13 protein-coding genes are annotated in these 15,875 nt (G+C 39.0%); 4 read left to right on the top strand and 9 right to left on the bottom strand.

What is annotated here, in order from left to right:
- Nucleotides 1-56: 56 nt before the first annotated feature.
- Complete coding sequence (locus EMK97_RS16795) at nt 57-941, top strand: LysR family transcriptional regulator (RefSeq protein ID WP_130603941.1); 885 nt, start codon at nt 57-59, stop codon at nt 939-941.
- Nucleotides 942-1,027: 86 nt separating this feature from the next.
- Here EMK97_RS16795 and tehB read toward each other — a convergent pair whose 3' ends face one another.
- Both tehB and EMK97_RS16785 read right to left on the bottom strand, forming a co-directional pair.
- Nucleotides 1,028-1,594 carry a tellurite resistance methyltransferase TehB gene (gene tehB / locus EMK97_RS16790; protein WP_130603940.1) on the bottom strand — a complete coding sequence of 189 codons (567 nt, stop codon included), beginning with the start codon at nt 1,592-1,594 and terminating at the stop codon, nt 1,028-1,030.
- Nucleotides 1,595-1,860: 266 nt separating this feature from the next.
- Nucleotides 1,861-2,040 (bottom strand): hypothetical protein, encoded by a 180-nt coding sequence (locus EMK97_RS16785; protein ID WP_130603939.1) that lies wholly within the window; start codon nt 2,038-2,040, stop codon nt 1,861-1,863.
- 280 nt (nt 2,041-2,320) lie between these two features.
- On the opposite strand from EMK97_RS16785, the gene EMK97_RS16780 reads away from it, so the two are divergent.
- Complete coding sequence (locus tag EMK97_RS16780; protein WP_130603938.1) at nt 2,321-4,420, top strand: methyl-accepting chemotaxis protein; 2,100 nt, start codon at nt 2,321-2,323, stop codon at nt 4,418-4,420.
- Nucleotides 4,421-4,552: 132 nt separating this feature from the next.
- On the opposite strand, the gene EMK97_RS16775 is transcribed toward EMK97_RS16780, so the two are convergent.
- From EMK97_RS16775 to EMK97_RS16760, 4 genes are all read right to left on the bottom strand, one after another.
- Nucleotides 4,553-4,927, bottom strand: coding sequence for a hypothetical protein (locus EMK97_RS16775; RefSeq protein WP_130603937.1), 375 nt, complete (start codon nt 4,925-4,927; stop codon nt 4,553-4,555).
- Nucleotides 4,927-6,606, bottom strand: a complete 1,680-nt coding sequence (locus EMK97_RS16770) for a S41 family peptidase (protein WP_170176795.1) — start codon at nt 6,604-6,606, stop codon at nt 4,927-4,929. The genes EMK97_RS16775 and EMK97_RS16770 overlap by 1 nt, the downstream gene beginning before the upstream one ends.
- Nucleotides 6,607-6,763: 157 nt before the next feature.
- On the bottom strand, nt 6,764-6,994 hold the full coding sequence (locus EMK97_RS16765; protein WP_130603935.1) for a glutaredoxin family protein: 231 nt from the start codon (nt 6,992-6,994) through the stop codon (nt 6,764-6,766).
- A gap of 174 nt (nt 6,995-7,168) precedes the next feature.
- Nucleotides 7,169-8,251, bottom strand: coding sequence for a tetratricopeptide repeat protein (locus tag EMK97_RS16760; protein WP_130603934.1), 1,083 nt, complete (start codon nt 8,249-8,251; stop codon nt 7,169-7,171).
- Between the two features lie 277 nt (nt 8,252-8,528).
- Here EMK97_RS16760 and EMK97_RS16755 point away from each other — a divergent pair, with 277 nt between their 5' ends.
- Both EMK97_RS16755 and EMK97_RS16750 read left to right on the top strand, forming a co-directional pair.
- A complete protein-coding gene (locus EMK97_RS16755) occupies nt 8,529-9,377 on the top strand; it encodes a GNAT family N-acetyltransferase (RefSeq protein WP_130603933.1) in 849 nt (282 codons plus the stop codon).
- Between the two features lie 225 nt (nt 9,378-9,602).
- Nucleotides 9,603-10,907 carry a metal-dependent hydrolase family protein gene (locus EMK97_RS16750; RefSeq protein WP_130603932.1) on the top strand — a complete coding sequence of 435 codons (1,305 nt, stop codon included), beginning with the start codon at nt 9,603-9,605 and terminating at the stop codon, nt 10,905-10,907.
- A 615-nt stretch (nt 10,908-11,522) separates the two neighbouring features.
- Here the strand turns inward: EMK97_RS16750 and EMK97_RS16745 are convergent.
- From EMK97_RS16745 to EMK97_RS16735, 3 genes are all read right to left on the bottom strand, one after another.
- Nucleotides 11,523-12,290 carry a hypothetical protein gene (locus EMK97_RS16745; RefSeq protein ID WP_130603931.1) on the bottom strand — a complete coding sequence of 256 codons (768 nt, stop codon included), beginning with the start codon at nt 12,288-12,290 and terminating at the stop codon, nt 11,523-11,525.
- Nucleotides 12,291-12,641: 351 nt separating this feature from the next.
- Nucleotides 12,642-13,904 carry a hypothetical protein gene (locus tag EMK97_RS16740; RefSeq protein ID WP_130603930.1) on the bottom strand — a complete coding sequence of 421 codons (1,263 nt, stop codon included), beginning with the start codon at nt 13,902-13,904 and terminating at the stop codon, nt 12,642-12,644.
- 27 nt (nt 13,905-13,931) lie between these two features.
- Nucleotides 13,932-15,875, bottom strand: a complete 1,944-nt coding sequence (locus tag EMK97_RS16735; protein ID WP_130603929.1) for a tetratricopeptide repeat protein — start codon at nt 15,873-15,875, stop codon at nt 13,932-13,934.

Below are 15,875 nucleotides of genomic sequence, written 5' to 3'. Positions count from 1 at the left end.
ATTTCATTATCCGATGAACATAGCTCATAAGTTATAGGCAAATATTGGAGTTAACTATGCTAGAGAGAATACACTTAGAAATACTCACGGCAATAAAAGAGCATGGCACCCTAACCAAAGCCGCCGAGTCATTACACTTATCTCAATCAGCATTAAGCCACAGTATAAAAAAACTTGAAGGGCAAATTTCAACACCGATTTGGCAAAAAGATGGCAGAAACCTTCGCCTGACCGCCGCAGGTGAGCGCATTCAAACATTAGCTAACAGACTTTTACCTCAATTTTTACATACTGAGTTATTGCTAAAGCAAATTGCCAAAGGTGAAATGGGCTCGCTACGCATTGGTATGGAGTGCCACCCCTGTTACCAATGGTTATTGAGAGTGATAGAACCATACCTAGAACAGTGGCCTGATATTGATATCGATGTAAAGCAGGAGTTCCAGTTTGGCGCACTCGGGGCATTGCTTAGTTATGAAATCGATGTCCTTATTACACCAGACCCACTATTTAAGCCAAAAATAGAATACATCCCCGTTTTTGACTATGAGCATAGACTGGTCGTTGCTAGCTCTCACCCATTGGCAGAGCAAGATTTCGTTACACCAGAGCAATTAAGTGAAGACGTACTACTGAGTTACCCTGTTGAGCCCATGAGATTAGATATTTTTAGTCAGTTTCTCACCCCAGCGAAATGCTCTGTCAAGAAACATAAAAATATTGAAACAACTGAAATTATGCTGCAAATGGTAGCAGCTGGTCGTGGTGTTTGCGCTTTGCCCGGTTGGCTTGTTGATCACTACGCGAAAACAATGGCCATTAAAAGCATTCGTTTTGGTAAACAAGGAATTAACAAACAAATCTTTATTGGTATTCGCAAAGACGAACAGCAAGTCGGTTATTTAAAAGACTTTATCATGCAAGCGAAAAAGACAAGATAACCGGCTATTCATACAAGGCCAATAAATACAACAATAACGAGCAAGTTATATTTTGCTCGTTAAACCTGCTTAATTAACTTGTGAGCTTATTCAGGCTTTTTCGCCAACATAGTGGCAAACTGCAAGCTAGCACCATTGTGCATAGTGCCCACATCTTCGTTGTACTTTATAAGCTGCCAGCCGCTATACGCTTCAGATAACTGCTCTTCTGCTAAAGTAAATGGAAAAGGAACAGGACACGGATGAGCATCGGTATTCATGGCACAGACAATCAAGTTATAACCACCAGGTAAAGTACGCTTTTGCATATCTGCAATAACCTCTGCAATACGTGCAGGCGCTAAAAACATCAAGGTGACTGTACAAGAAATAAAACCATAGTCCTCTTCTAAGCTGGCATCATTAATATCGTAAACTTGCGCGTTAATATTACCGAGCTGCTCTTGGCTGCTAATCGTTTGCAGCATATCTATGGCGCTAGGATTAGCATCAATTGCGGTTACATCAAAACCAAGCTGGCTAAGATACAAGGCATTTCGACCGTTTGAGCAGCCCATATCTAACGCCTTACAAGGCTGAATTATTTTACACGCCTCAACCACTTCACTGTGCGGAGGATTTAAGCCATAACGGCTATTTATATCAACTGTCATTAGTATTACTTCGCTATAAACCAAGGGACTGTATCTTACTATCGCGCTTAGCCAACGAGGTAATAATAGATTCGTTATTTCGCCTAAGTTTGACGTTAATCAACAAGCATACATTTATAAAAATTTTCGCAAATGTATAACGGGAACAAATGCACAAACGCTAACAATACCATTCAACTAGGCTTATCTTATTTAGGACGGGTCATCAGCATATAAAAAAGGTAGTAAGTTATCGTTACTACCTTTTTGCTGCCTAAGCTAATAAATTAATACTTTTTAATCTCAGTCATACTAGCAAAATCACCCTCAACCAAATTTATGGTTGGCAATTGCTCCCACTGTGTAAGTAACTGATTAAACTCTTTTAACTCATCAATGCTAGCTACTTGGTTTAGCGCTTTATCTGCAATAGTATTCATGCGCTCTAAGTCATCTGCTGTCATCACACCTCTCCACCTATTACATTAAGCTTAGAGCAGTGCGAATAAACTGCAAGCGAGTCCAAGTCCATTATAAATAGGGTTAGCTCTATTTCTTATAAACAGCGCTATTCTTATACACAGCGCTATTAAACGTAAATATAACCTTAGTATTCATAAGGTCTTGTATATTAATTACATTTTTACAAATTGAAATTGGCAAGAATTTAGATCGCTAACTATAGTTAGAAAAACTCAACATCAACAAAGCATTACAGCCTACCTAAGTTAAGAGAGGGAATTCACAATGACCAAACAAAGTAGTCAACATCAAGACGTTCAATTACTTATTTCACAGGTAGACGCATTAAATCGTGTGCAAGCAGTTATCGAATTTGAATTAGATGGCACGATAAAAACAGCCAATGAAAACTTTCTTAGTACAACAGGCTACGATTTAGAGGAAATTGTCGGTAAACATCACCGAATGTTTACTAAGCCTGAGTATCACCAAAGTGATGAATACCAGCGCTTTTGGCAAAAACTCAATGAGGGTATATTTGATTCAGGTGAGTATCAACGTATAGGAAAAAATGGCAAAGAAATATGGATACAAGCTTCGTATAACCCAGTACTAGATGAAAACGGCCAGGTTGTTAGTATTATCAAGTTTGCCACAGATATTACCAAAGAGAAGCTTCGCCAAGCCGATTATCAAGGGCAAATTGATGCCATCAGTAAATCTCAAGCGGTGATTGAATTTAATATGGATGGCACCATCATCACCGCTAATGAAAACTTCTTAAATACCTTGGGCTACAGCTTAGACGAGATAGTCGGTCAACATCATCGCATGTTTGCCGAGCCAGCTTATGCTAATAGCCCTGAATACCAAGCATTTTGGCGCAATTTAAATGAAGGAAAATACGACAGTGGTGAATATAAGCGTTTAGGCAAAGGTAATAAAGAAATTTGGATACACGCAAGTTACAACCCTATCTTAGATTTAAATGGCAAACCATTTAAAGTGGTTAAATTCGCCAGTGATATTACCGCAGAAAAACTACGCCAAGCCGATTATCAAGGGCAAATTGATGCCATCAGTAAATCGCAAGCGGTGATTGAATTTAATATGGATGGCAGCATTATCACCGCCAATGACAACTTCTTACAAACCATGGGTTACCGACTTGAAGAGATTAAAGGTAAACACCACAGCATGTTTGCCGAGCAAGATTATGCGCAAAGCCTAGAATATAAAGCATTTTGGCAAAAACTAAACAATGGCGAGTTCGACTCTGGCGAATATATGCGGATAGGTAAACACGGCAAAACCGTCTGGATTCAGGCCTCTTACAACCCTATTTATGATGTAAACGGTCGACCTTATAAAGTCGTTAAGTACGCAGTTGATGTCACTAAACGAAAATTTGCCGTATCGGCCATAAAAGCATCTTTGCTTGCTATGGCTAATGGTGATTTAACCGCGAGCGTTGACGATGATTTGGGTACAGAGTTTAATGTGCTCGCCGATTCAATCAATGATTTAACTGTAAACCTTAGTAAAATGTTTAGCTCTGTGACTGACTCAGCCAATAATGTCTTTGGCGCATCAAAAGAGTTAACACAAGGTAACCAAGACTTAAGCGAACGTACCGAATCACAAGCTGCAAACCTTGAAGAGACCTCATCAACAATGGAACAGTTAACTCAGACTGTTCAGGAAAATGCCAATAATGCCAGTGAAGCGACAAAGAAATCGCAAAATGCCATGGATAGAGCAAGTGAAGGTGGTCAAGTGGTATCAAGTGCTATAGAAGCCATGGCAGCCATTGAAAAGTCGAGTAAAAAGATCTCCGATATTATCGGCGTTATTGATGAAATTGCTTTTCAAACCAATTTATTGGCATTAAATGCTGCAGTAGAAGCAGCTAGAGCTGGCGAGCAGGGTCGTGGTTTTGCCGTTGTTGCCAGTGAAGTTAGAAATTTAGCACAAAGAAGTGCCTCAGCAGCGAAAGAAATTAAAGGCTTAATCAATGACAGTGTCGAAGCGGTAAGTCAAGGTAGCAGCCTAGTCGATCGTACCGGCAATACCTTTAAAGATTTAATTGTCTCGGTAGAAGATGTCGTCACTATGATTTCACAAATTGAAATGGCCAGTAAAGATCAAGCTGCAAGTATTAATGAAGTCAACAGTGCTGTAAGTAATATGGACGATATGACCCAGCGGAATTCTGCCTTAGTTGAAGAAGCTGCGGCAGCCAGTAAATCACTAGAAAGTGAAGCACAGCAATTACTTGAACAGGTCTCACAATTTAAAACACAAGAGAGCCCTACGGCGAGTAAGCCAGTTACAGAAACGCAATCTCGTCCAAAAGTGCGACAAATTGCCAATGTTAGATTTTAAGGCTTAATTCACTTGCTATCACTAACAGCTCATATGTGGCTTTAATTTACCTCATGGTAAATTAAAGCCACTGACTAAATATATTTGAACACCATCACTTAAAACTTAATAGCGCTTGCTATAGCAAACTGTTTACTTAGCAATACACAGTTTAGTTTGTAGCGGCCATTCTTGCTGGGTATCGGCACGTTTAAGTAAGCAGTTATCCCCTTGCTTTCGTAACTCAAACACTAAGGCTTTTTTTGCTTCCTTTGGTAATACCTTAACACCCGATGGTGAGCTTACTGGTGCTGCAGTAAGTAATAACTTACTCGATTCTTGAAAAACATCTTGGGCAATAGGCACTTGCTTACCGCCTAGCGCTTTACTCACTGTTGCCACTATTTCTGCACGCGCTTCACTGCTATTTTCTGGTAAAAGCGCGGCAACTGATTCATGGGCACGAATTGAGCATGCAGCCAATGAAGTCATAGTTAAACCAATAAATAGTAAAGATTTCAATGTCATTACTGCTCACCTACTTTAGATTTAATATCGCGAAACTTATCAAAATATATATCGCTAATAATAGCATCTTGTCGTGGCGTGCGAGTTTTCACCGCAGGGCCAGTACCGACACTGCTAGCTGCATTTACCCTAGGCGTTGTCGACTGAGTTAGCGTTAAACTTGCATTGTTTTCAATCTCAGGACAAGTATTATGAGCAAGGTAATATAAAGCACTTGAAAGGAGAATTTCTTGCTCATCCCCTAAAGCGTTTAAGTAATCTTCTTGTATTGGACATCCCTGTATTTGATAGTCTTTGCCCGCTTCTGGTAATTCAGTTGGAATTAAGCCATCAGCGTAATCACCAAAACCTAAATGGTTTTCACCTTTAAACTGCACCGTAAAATAAGTTGAACCACAGTTATCTTCACTAACAAAGCCATAAGGCTTACCACAGGTTGTATCACCAATTTGAATCACTTCAACGCCAACGCCCACTAGCGCATTAATAAAAGATTCACTAGCAGAGCACGACGAGCCTGTCGTTAAGACATAGACACGTGGCAAATCAAGCGTAGGCAATGGCTGATTTTCTTGAATGATAGAATCACCACCTATAAGGCGACGTAAATCGAGGGTGACATCAAAAAATGGAATCACTTCACTGGCAATTTTGTCATTATAAACAATACGTTCATATAACTTATTTTGTGTGGCAACTTCACCAGCAACCATATAAGCAAGTTGTGAAGATAATGCGATAAAGCCGCCACCGTTGTAACGCAAATCAACCACTAAATCAGTAATTTGCTCATTTGAGAATTGGGTAAATTGTTCAAATAGATCTTTCTCAACCACAGTATTATTAAAGGAATTTAATAATAAATAGCCAACCTTCCCTTGGGCGGTATCTATGGTTTTGGCAAGCTGTAATGGCTTACCTGAAATAGCTGCGGTTTGCAGGATAACTTCATACTCTACATTGTTAATATCAACAAACTTAAAGGTATGAGACTCGCCTTCATTGCGACTAAACATGGCATCATTAATCGCATCTACATCACTTTGGCTGACGGTATTTACAAAATCAATGCCATCGATTTCTAACAGCTTAGAGCCGCGAGATACGCCTAAATCAAATGCTTGTGTATCTGGAGTAACATTTTTTACTTGCCAACTTCTCGGCACTTGACTGCTTTGAAAGTCAAAACTGATACCATAACCATAGGTAACGCCAAGCTGAGTTTGCTCTTCCACTTCACTTGTGGGCTGCATCCAGTGAAACTGATCTTTCGGCGCGCCTGAGTCAGTCACAGCCGTTGTTTTCAGCTGGTTAAAGTATTCAACCAGACCAAAGTTTTTAGGGTCTTTATCAACAACTTCTTTATACCAAAGATAGGTTTCGTGAGTAAAAGCACGTTGCCAATGCTTTTCATGAAGTTCACTGCCCGCTTTATCCGGGTACGCTATGCCTGTAATTGGGCTACTACCGCTGCGTGGCGATTGACATTGAGCAACAAAGTCACTCGATGGTTGGAAAACACCTTGAACCCAAGTAGGCTCGTTAGCGCCATTATTAGCAGGTGGAGTAAGTGGAGTCTCATTTGAGTCGCTAGAGCCACCGCAAGCAGAAAGCAAGCTTATGCCAAGCGCTACGCTTAATGACAGCAATGATTGTTTATTATTTCTGATGAAAGACATGAAGTATGTTCCCTTTTTAATAAAGTCCATGAAGTAATATAATACGCTTAAGTTTACAGTACGCTGAAGGCTGTTCATAATAACTTTATGTTAGAAAATATACAATGCGCTTTCCCTGAGAAAAACCACAAATTAACAATCACTTAAAGATAATAAATTAACCAGCCCCATAAAGCTTTTTAAAGTTTTTCACATTCCAACCAATCATAACTTCGTTGCCAATTTTTAAAACCGGTACAGAACGTGCGCCAATGGCATCAAGCTCTTTTCTACCACGCTGCATTTTGGCATTGGTTAATCGGTATTGAATACCGTTATCATCTAAATACTTCTTGGCTTCTCGACAATGAGGACATTTATCTGAGACATATAAAACAACGCGTTTCATTATTAACCTTTGCTTGATGTGTTAGGGCTGACTATTTTACTGGACTCTTAATGCAATACAAAGAAAATTAGCCAAGCCAGTGAGGTCGGGCTTTCGACTCTTTGACAATCTATTAGGGTAATTGTCTTAGTTAGCTTGCAGCGCTATGTTACAGCTGCAATGAAATGCTTAGCTTTAATGGATTTCATAAGTTGCGCCCGCTTCGTTTAGTGCTTGGTAAAAATCAGCAATATCGCAATTATCTTCCTGAGCACAAATCACCCGGTACTTTTCAATAGCAGGCTGATAGCCTTGTAAAGCAGCCTGAAATAGCCAACGAGCTGCCATTTCTACATTACCACTGCCCTCATAATCAATATCTGTTAAGTAAAGTTCAGCCAAATTAGTTTGCCCTGGGGCATAACCTAACTCTGCAGATTGCTTAAACAATTTAAACGCTTTATCAAAGCGCTCATTATCATGCACAACCTTAAGAATCGCCATTCCTCGAGTATTCTCCCGTTTACCGGCAATATAAACCCAAGGCTCTTTGGCAACGGTAGGGTTGGTTACAGCATGACCATCAATCATATAAACCGCCATATTTCGACCTATATAAGCAAACTCAGGCCGGACAACGCGATACACAAAGCCTTGTTCAAACAAGCTTTGTAGCTCTGCTGGCGAATAATTGTGACGCTGTTTTTCAAAATAATCAAAGTTAGTGCTATGACCAAAAAGCACGGCATCGGTAAGCGATTTTTTTAACGGATAAAAGTAATTACCATAACTAAGAGATACCGTACTGCCAGTAATATCGACAACTTTAGCAACGCGATAGTTATGAAGCGGCCGTCTGTCCCCTACACTTTGTCGATAATCTAAATAATAAAAGTCATTCACTTTAGGTGCTGCAATATAACTTTGACTTAGCCGCTGTTTTTCTTGCTCTTGTGAAAAGTACCAACTTAAAAGTAAGATAAGCATGAAACTACCAGTGAAGGTACTCAACAAACGTAGTTTGCTAAAAAGAGCTAAAGCAAAGTCTGAAAAGATCAGCTTTAAATCTGCGGTGTTGTTAGCAACATCAGCAAGGTTTTGACATTGTAAACACTGTACACGTGTATCACGTTTTACAGGGAAAATCGGCAAATATTCAATAATATAGAAGCTGTAGGTAATAACTGAACTAACGCTGTGCTGTTGGTTTCCGCATAGAGGACAACGTAATTTATCTGTTGTGCCTAAACTCACCGTTGACTCGCGATAATCCATCATCAAATATTCCTATTAGTCATTGCTTTTATTTTTATAGCATTCGTTCAAAAATCAGACAAGCCTTTTCTACTAATGATTTCGTATATCAAGCTTTGCTTTTCCTTTAAGTCGTTTACGCTGACAGCTTTGGTTAGTATCGCAGTAGCACCTGCACAAAAAGGGGCTTGTTCCTGCGCTACGACAGCGAATAAATACACGAGAGCAAGGCGTTATAGTCGCGTATTGCCATAGCAGAAATTATTGTTTAGCATACAAAAAAAGCAAAAAGGGAAAGCAAATGGCAAGTTCAAAGTTAAACATTCGCACTATGCGCCAAGATGAAGTTGCTATTGCCGTTGACTGGGCAAAGCAAGAAGGCTGGAACCCTGGAATCAATGATGCTGAACTATTCTACCAAGCAGATCCTAACGGCTTTTTCGTTGGCGAAGTCGACGGTGAAATAGTCGCGGTAGGTATTGCCGTGGTATATGACGATAACTTTGCTTTTTGCGGCCTTTATATTGTTGCCCCACAACATCGTGGCAAAGGTTACGGGCTTGAGCTAACCAAACATCGGCTTAACTATTGTGCAAACCGTAATATAGGCATTGATGGTGTTTTAGAGAATGTAGCAATCTATCAGCGCATTGGTTACATCCCTTTTTATCAAAATAAACGTTACCAGTTTACGGCCTCGGCTTCAGGCAAGCATTCAGCAACTGTGCGCAGCATTACTGCTGATGATCTACCTGCGCTGCTTAGCTATGACAGACAATGCTTTCCTGCGCCAAGAGATAACTTTCTCAAAGCATGGATAACTCAAGAAAACGGTAAATCAGTATTATTTAAAGCAAACGGTAAAGTTCAAGGTTTTGCTGTTAGGCGTCAATGTCATCAAGGCTACAAAATAGGCCCTTTATTTGCGGATAATATTGATATAGCCAAGCAATTACTAAGCGCTTTACAAACCGATATTTCCGGAGAAAGCGTCCTTTTAGATGTACCTGAAAATAATGATGATGCTGTTCAGCTGGCCGAATCCCTTGATATGACCGTTGTCTTTGCCACAGCAAGAATGTACCAAAAAGGGCTACCTGATATTAACAATGAAAAAATCTTTGGTATTACTACTTTTGAGCTAGGATAACAGCTGCTAAAGGAAGTTATCTGATATTGAAACGCTCAAAAGGTTAATCTAGAGTACATTCTGCCGCAGCGTAATTTTGAAATGACAATAATCCCGTTTACTCAAGTTTACGGTTTACCCGCCATTCAACGATGAGTTTCTTTCATTCAGCGATTTTTTATTTTCCCTTACCAGCAAGATTGCTATGGTAGAGTTCGAATTATAAACAATAAGAATGAATACATAATGAAATTTCTACTAAAAGCTAGCCTAACGATAGCACTAGTGCTTTCTATCCTTACTTGCAATCAAGCCCAGTCAAAGACACAAGTTATTCATGCCGGAAAAGTCTTAGCTATACCTGGTAAGCCATTATTATCTAAACAAACAATAGTGGTCACCGATGGCAAAATCACTCAGATGAAATCTGGCTTTATCGCGGCTAGTGATATTGCAAAAGATGCCCTGCTAGTTGATTTATCAAGTAGTTACGTTATGCCGGGTTTAATGGACATGCACGTTCACCTACAAGGCGAACTAGGACCGAATAACGATAGAGAAAAACTAAGAATGTCTGATTCAGACAAATTAGTTAAAAGCGCATATTTTGCTAAAAAAACCTTACTCGCTGGCTTTACAACGGTACGGGATTTAGGCGGTAGCCCAGAACAAAGCTTCGCACTGCGTGATGGCATCGCCAAAGGATATTTACAAGGCCCCAGAATCATAGCAGCAGGCAGTAACGTTGCGGTAACTGGAGGTCATGGTGACGTTGATGGTATGAGCCCAGATTTATTAGCGATGCATACGGCAAAAACAATCTGTGATGGTCCTTTTGATTGTCGCCGCGCTACGCGTCATGCAATAAAATTTGGCGCTGATGTTATTAAAATCACATCAACCGGCGGCGTTTTATCCGACACTGATACCGGTACAGGGCAACAAATGGCAGATGATGAATTAAAAGAAGTGATTAATGCCGCACACGCGTTAGGGCGAAAAGTTGCCAGCCATGCACATGCCGCATCAGGTATAAATGCCGCGTTAAGAGCAGGTGTTGATAGTATTGAACACGGCAGCTACGCCGATGAAGAAAGTATTAAATTATTTAAAGAAACTGGCGCATACCTAGTACCAACCTTAATGGCTGGGGATACCGTGGTTAACTTAGCAAAAAATACTAACTTTATGTCACCGGCAATAAGCGCTAAAGCGATTCGTGTAGGCGGTGATATGATTAAGAACTTTAAACGCGCTTATAACTCAGGTGTTAAAATTGCCTACGGTACTGACAGCGGCGTTTCTAAACATGGTAACAATGCTAAAGAAGCGGTATTAATGTTTAACGCAGGCATGACGCCACAAGATATTTTAAAGTCTGCCACCATTCATGCAGCCGATCTTATCGGCCAATCGAAGTCTTTAGGGACAATTGAAGCAGGAAAAATAGCGGATATTATAGCTACTAACGACAACCCACTTAACGATATCAAAGCCTTACTTGATGTTGATTTTGTCATGAAATCAGGTGAGATTGTTAAACAAAAATAATGCTTTTTTGCTGTTATCTGAAGCCTGTGGGTAAGTTCATAGGCTTGGAGTTCTTTTTTCTGCTTGGCGTCGCGGTGGCGACAGCACGAAAAGGGGAACGACCGCTCCGCTCCCCTTTTCAATCCCCAGAGCGCCCACTCAGTGAAAACATAAATCATCAATTTTGAGTTTACAGTCAATACCTGCCGATATTCGTCCATGAAAAGCGGCAGTCTTCGCCATCCATGGCTCAGCTTGACTGACACTTTAAAAATTGAGATCTATTCACTGAGATGGGAATTGGTGATCGCTATATCACTGTCGTTAGTTTCAACGTGTGTGATGCACGATAGAAGAAACAAGCACCAAGTCTGCTTCTTCAAACGCCGGTGTGAGGCACAATATTCACCTATTGCCATCATGGATGATGGCAAAAGCAATGTGGCACAAGGATGTGCCTTCATTGCTGTTAGGTCGAAAATATTGAGCTGAATGTTGGATTACGTTTGATGCAGCAGCTCCGTGGGATTCCAAAGGGAGGCCGGAGGCAGTCTCCCTTTGGGTGCCGTCGCCACCGCGACATACCAATTAATTTTGCTTGTTCCTGTATATATTAATTTCACACACAAATGCACTCTATTTTTGTAAACTTAACTCATAGTGGCAAATTTGATTTTTGATCTGATACTTTTCATTTAAGTCTGCCAAAATTACATTTTCCTGAGAAACAGATGAATAACCATAATGCAACATTAACAATACATATACATGGTTATTGAGAGTGATAAATTCAAAATGGAAATTTCGTGCAACTGGCTGATAAGTATCACTGTAAGAGATGTTTATATTGTTATCCCTATAACTAAAACCTACCGATTGTTTAGCATCTAGCAAAGATAAAGCCTCTTGAATATAGGGATTAAATCTAGGGTATACCCACCAACCAAACCCATCAGACACATCAGTTAAGTCAGGAAGCTTAACTACAAACTCAGATTTTCCGTCATTATTAATATCTGCGTATATAAACTCATCTTCCCTAATTTCATCACCATCAAGACTTTCAAACTTCACACTTTTTTTTGACCATAAAATGGTCTCCTTACCAATACTTAAAACATTCTTTACACCATGAGTCGTCAAATAACTTAATGTCATTGCTTCCTTTTGTGCTGTATTTAACTTTTGATAGTTTTTAGCAGCAGTTTTCTTAATAGAATATATAACCGATGAGCACAAACTCTTATCTTTCTCGTATATTTCTTTAACAATAAGTGGGGAAACATTTTCCTCTGCATAAGAGGCAATCGAAAAAAAACATAATATAGAAGAGTAAAAACAAAAAGTAAGCCCATATAAAGCTAGGTATAATTGGCGATATACTTTTAAATTTTTAATTAACAAAATGAATCCCTTCCAAAGTTTTTTAATGTTTGATTATCTTTAAAGTCAATGGCTAACATAACAAAAAAAGCGAGCCTAAGCTCGCTTTTTATTATTCTATATCAACCAGTGATCACGACAGCTCTAGTCGGAAACTCAGCACCTATATTTTTCAATGACTTACGACAAGCCTTGTTACAAACCTAGTTGGAAACTTTGCCCCTTTTTATTGAGAAAAAGTTCGCTAGATAAGCAATAGTACTTGGAAACCGCCTGAATCCCTTTAATAGCAAGGGATTCGGACTATGCACTTTAAATCTATATTGTTTACGGTTACAACGTCACGCTTTTTAACAAATTATCACTATAAAGCTATGAACTACTTTCTGAAGCAGCTAAATATTCTTGATGCGCTTTCTCCCAGTTAGTATCTGGGAACGCATTAAAAACCGCATCTAAAAACTCTTTATCATTTAGATTTTCGTAAGTGATATCTTTAAATATAACAGATAACTCCATTTTCTGAATCATACCTTCCGCGCTTGGGAAAACTCTTTCTAACTGCCTTTTTGCCCATTTAAATATTTGATCACTATCGACGTCTTTACCAAGAGTTCCAATCAATTTATTTGGTGGATTCCGTTCCACGATAGGTGTGTAATATTTAGCTATTTTGTCTATCGATTCATCAATGCTTTTCTGAAGGTTTTCTTTAACATTTTTTGAATGAGCATTTAACTCGCTTTTTAGACTCTCAATCTCTTTATCAAATATGTCTCGATTGCATTTAAGCATAACTCGACCATGCTTTTTTCCTAATGATGGAGAAAAATCGTCTCTGATTTGCTTTAATTTGTCTTCCAATTCTTTTGAAGATAGTTTGTTATCTTTTTCAAGCAGATCAAAACTAGTATTCAATCGATTCTGTAATTCCTTGTCTTCATCTCCTAGAGACTGGAAAACTTTCGGTATAGATATCTTTTGCCGCTGTATCGCAACACCAGTCATTTTAACTTCTACATATTGTAAATATGAGCTATAAACCCTGACCTGCCTTGTTATATCAAACTTTGCTACTGGGTTAATTTTGATAGAATGATCGATTTTCTCAATATCTGACTGTTGAACCGGATTGTTGGGGATCTCAGGAATGGTTGTTGATATTTTCTGATATTCTTCTTCAGATGTGCAAGTTGCCAAAGCAATTGCTTTGGCTGCGGGAGATAACCTTGTTGTAGCTTCCAGCACTTGCGCATCTGTCATTTTAATTGAATTAAAACCTAAGCTAGTTGAGCTTTCACTTTCGAGATATAAGGCCGTTGGAGAAAAGCTATAGCCAACACCGTCAACAATAATCAATGCAAATCGCAATTGAGGGATATTATTTATGATTAATACTTCCTCTAATTGACTTATCGCATCTATATCACCAAATCCCATTCGAACCGTATGCTCGCTAACATCCAAACATACAGTTACCATCCCATCACCTAGCTTATTGGAAATTTTAACAAACTCTTCTGCGACCTCATTTCTTATCCCCGGAGCCGCATATATCACTGATTCTTCTGCTTGCTTGATAAATTGACATAGTGCTTCTGAATCTATGTACTTAAAAAATTGTTCATCACTCAACGTTAAAACTCCCTTTCAAAACTTGTATTAAAAGCGCTCTTTATTATTAATAGCTATCGCTTTCCAGCCCCAGCTTGATCTTTTCTTGTTATAATTCAATACGGCTTTTCCCGAAACAGTATCACCGTCTTCAACATCACAATCTTCTAATAAATTTCTATCAATAAAAATATCAGTCGAGGTGAATCCAAGCCCATTAGAAATTCGGACATCATCACTGAATTCTTTTAAAACATTGGTACTGGCCTTTTCATCAGACTTGGCAATAGTTAACGCTTGGTACTTGGTGCCATGTTTTGTCTTGGACTTTGACAGCTTTGCTTTAATTGAATCACCAACGATTAGTCGCTCAGGTGTTTTTGAAAATGGAATAACGGTATCGACACCTCTATCAAAAATCACATGAACTAGCTTCTTAGCTACGTTCACATGATCGACCACTCCGATAAATGATGAGAAAATATCCCACTGATTAGCAGTTGTTCTTGTTTCAAATTGATAAGCAGTAAAACGATTGGTAATTCTGTCTAACTCACCTTTAAACCTGACAGCCGCCCCTTCTGGTAGAGATGAAAACGAAAATCTATTTTCGGGAAGAGTAATCTCCACTGGAAATCTATCTTCGCTATTATTTAAATATATCTTTCTTCTTTTTTTGTTGGGCTTATCTGGTAACGAAAAAACACTTCCTAGGTTTGCATGTATCCAAGGTAAGTTCTGAAATAAAACCTCTTCTGCTTTTCCAGCATGATCTTTATATAAAGATTGATTACTTGCCGCAGCTTCAGTGGCCGAAAACCAAGATTGACTCTGTAACATCTCAGCTTTCTCTGGTATCGACCATCCCTCACGATTTCTTGCATCCATAACACAAGTAACTTCATATTTTGCCGCTGAATAATTACCTTTTTCAATCAAAAGTTCCGCCAACTTTAATCGGAGGTTAGCAATAAAGTTTTCTTTTGGATTTGAGGACAATGCCCGGCAATAACAATTGAATGCACTACTTTTATCATAATTACCTTGTATATCCCCAAGTAACTCCCAAATCCAATATTCACCAATCTTTTGCTTTGCAACTTTTACTGCCAAATCAAAGCTCTTCTGATATTCACCAAGTAGGTTTAACGCTCGCGCTTTATTTAACTCCAACCAAATAGGGTCATCTGAACTTGGAATAACTCTATCTATTACCTCTAATAACAAAGGTAAAGATTCAAGATCATTATGTTCAACTGCTTGTTTCGTACCATGCAAAGCAACCTTTGAGGCCAAACTTGGATAACTATTTCCTGTGACGTCATCAACATATGGCTCAAAGTCCTCATCACGTAGGTTTTGAATTCCCCATATTTTTATAAATGCGGCTAGGTTGAAGTTGTGGTGACTGGTAAGCTTGTCTGCGAGGCCAAGGAAAAGGCTGTGTAACAGAGAAGGAACATTACAGTTAAGTTTTAGGTAATCATTCAACAATTTCTTTACGGCAAAAACATTCACGTTTTCATTATTAAATTGTGCTTTCGCTAGTTTGTAAATTTCCCAGCCTATACTGCTCCTAATATCATGATTATCAGGCTGCTCCGATAATGCTTTGGTATATATATTTATCGCTAACTGATGCTTCCCTTCTTTACTCGCTTGCTTTGCTCGTTGTGTCTCTTTAAATATGGGACTCGCCATATTTCTAACATACAAAACTTGCTTATTAAGTATCTCGTCATTTGGATCTATTGATAATGAGTCAAGCTGTTGCAGGTAATGATTTGTTGAATCGCTGTTACCAAGCTTGGCATCTCGCTTTATAAGATCGATAAGACACCATGCAAAAGCTTTAACATTCCACTCATCATTCGGAGAGCTATTAATTAGTTCAATGGCTAAATTATATGCTTCGTCTATTTTACCTACTTTTCTTAAAGCAAAAACATCCTTGCTCGTTTTTGACGACGTGTTATTGTTTTGAATAAACAT

Origin of the sequence: Litorilituus sediminis (genome assembly GCF_004295665.1) — a bacterium.
Lineage (GTDB): Bacteria > Pseudomonadota > Gammaproteobacteria > Enterobacterales > Alteromonadaceae > Colwellia > Colwellia sediminis.
The sequence above is the reverse complement of the archived record's forward strand: the minus strand, read 5'-3'. Positions and strand labels throughout refer to the sequence as shown.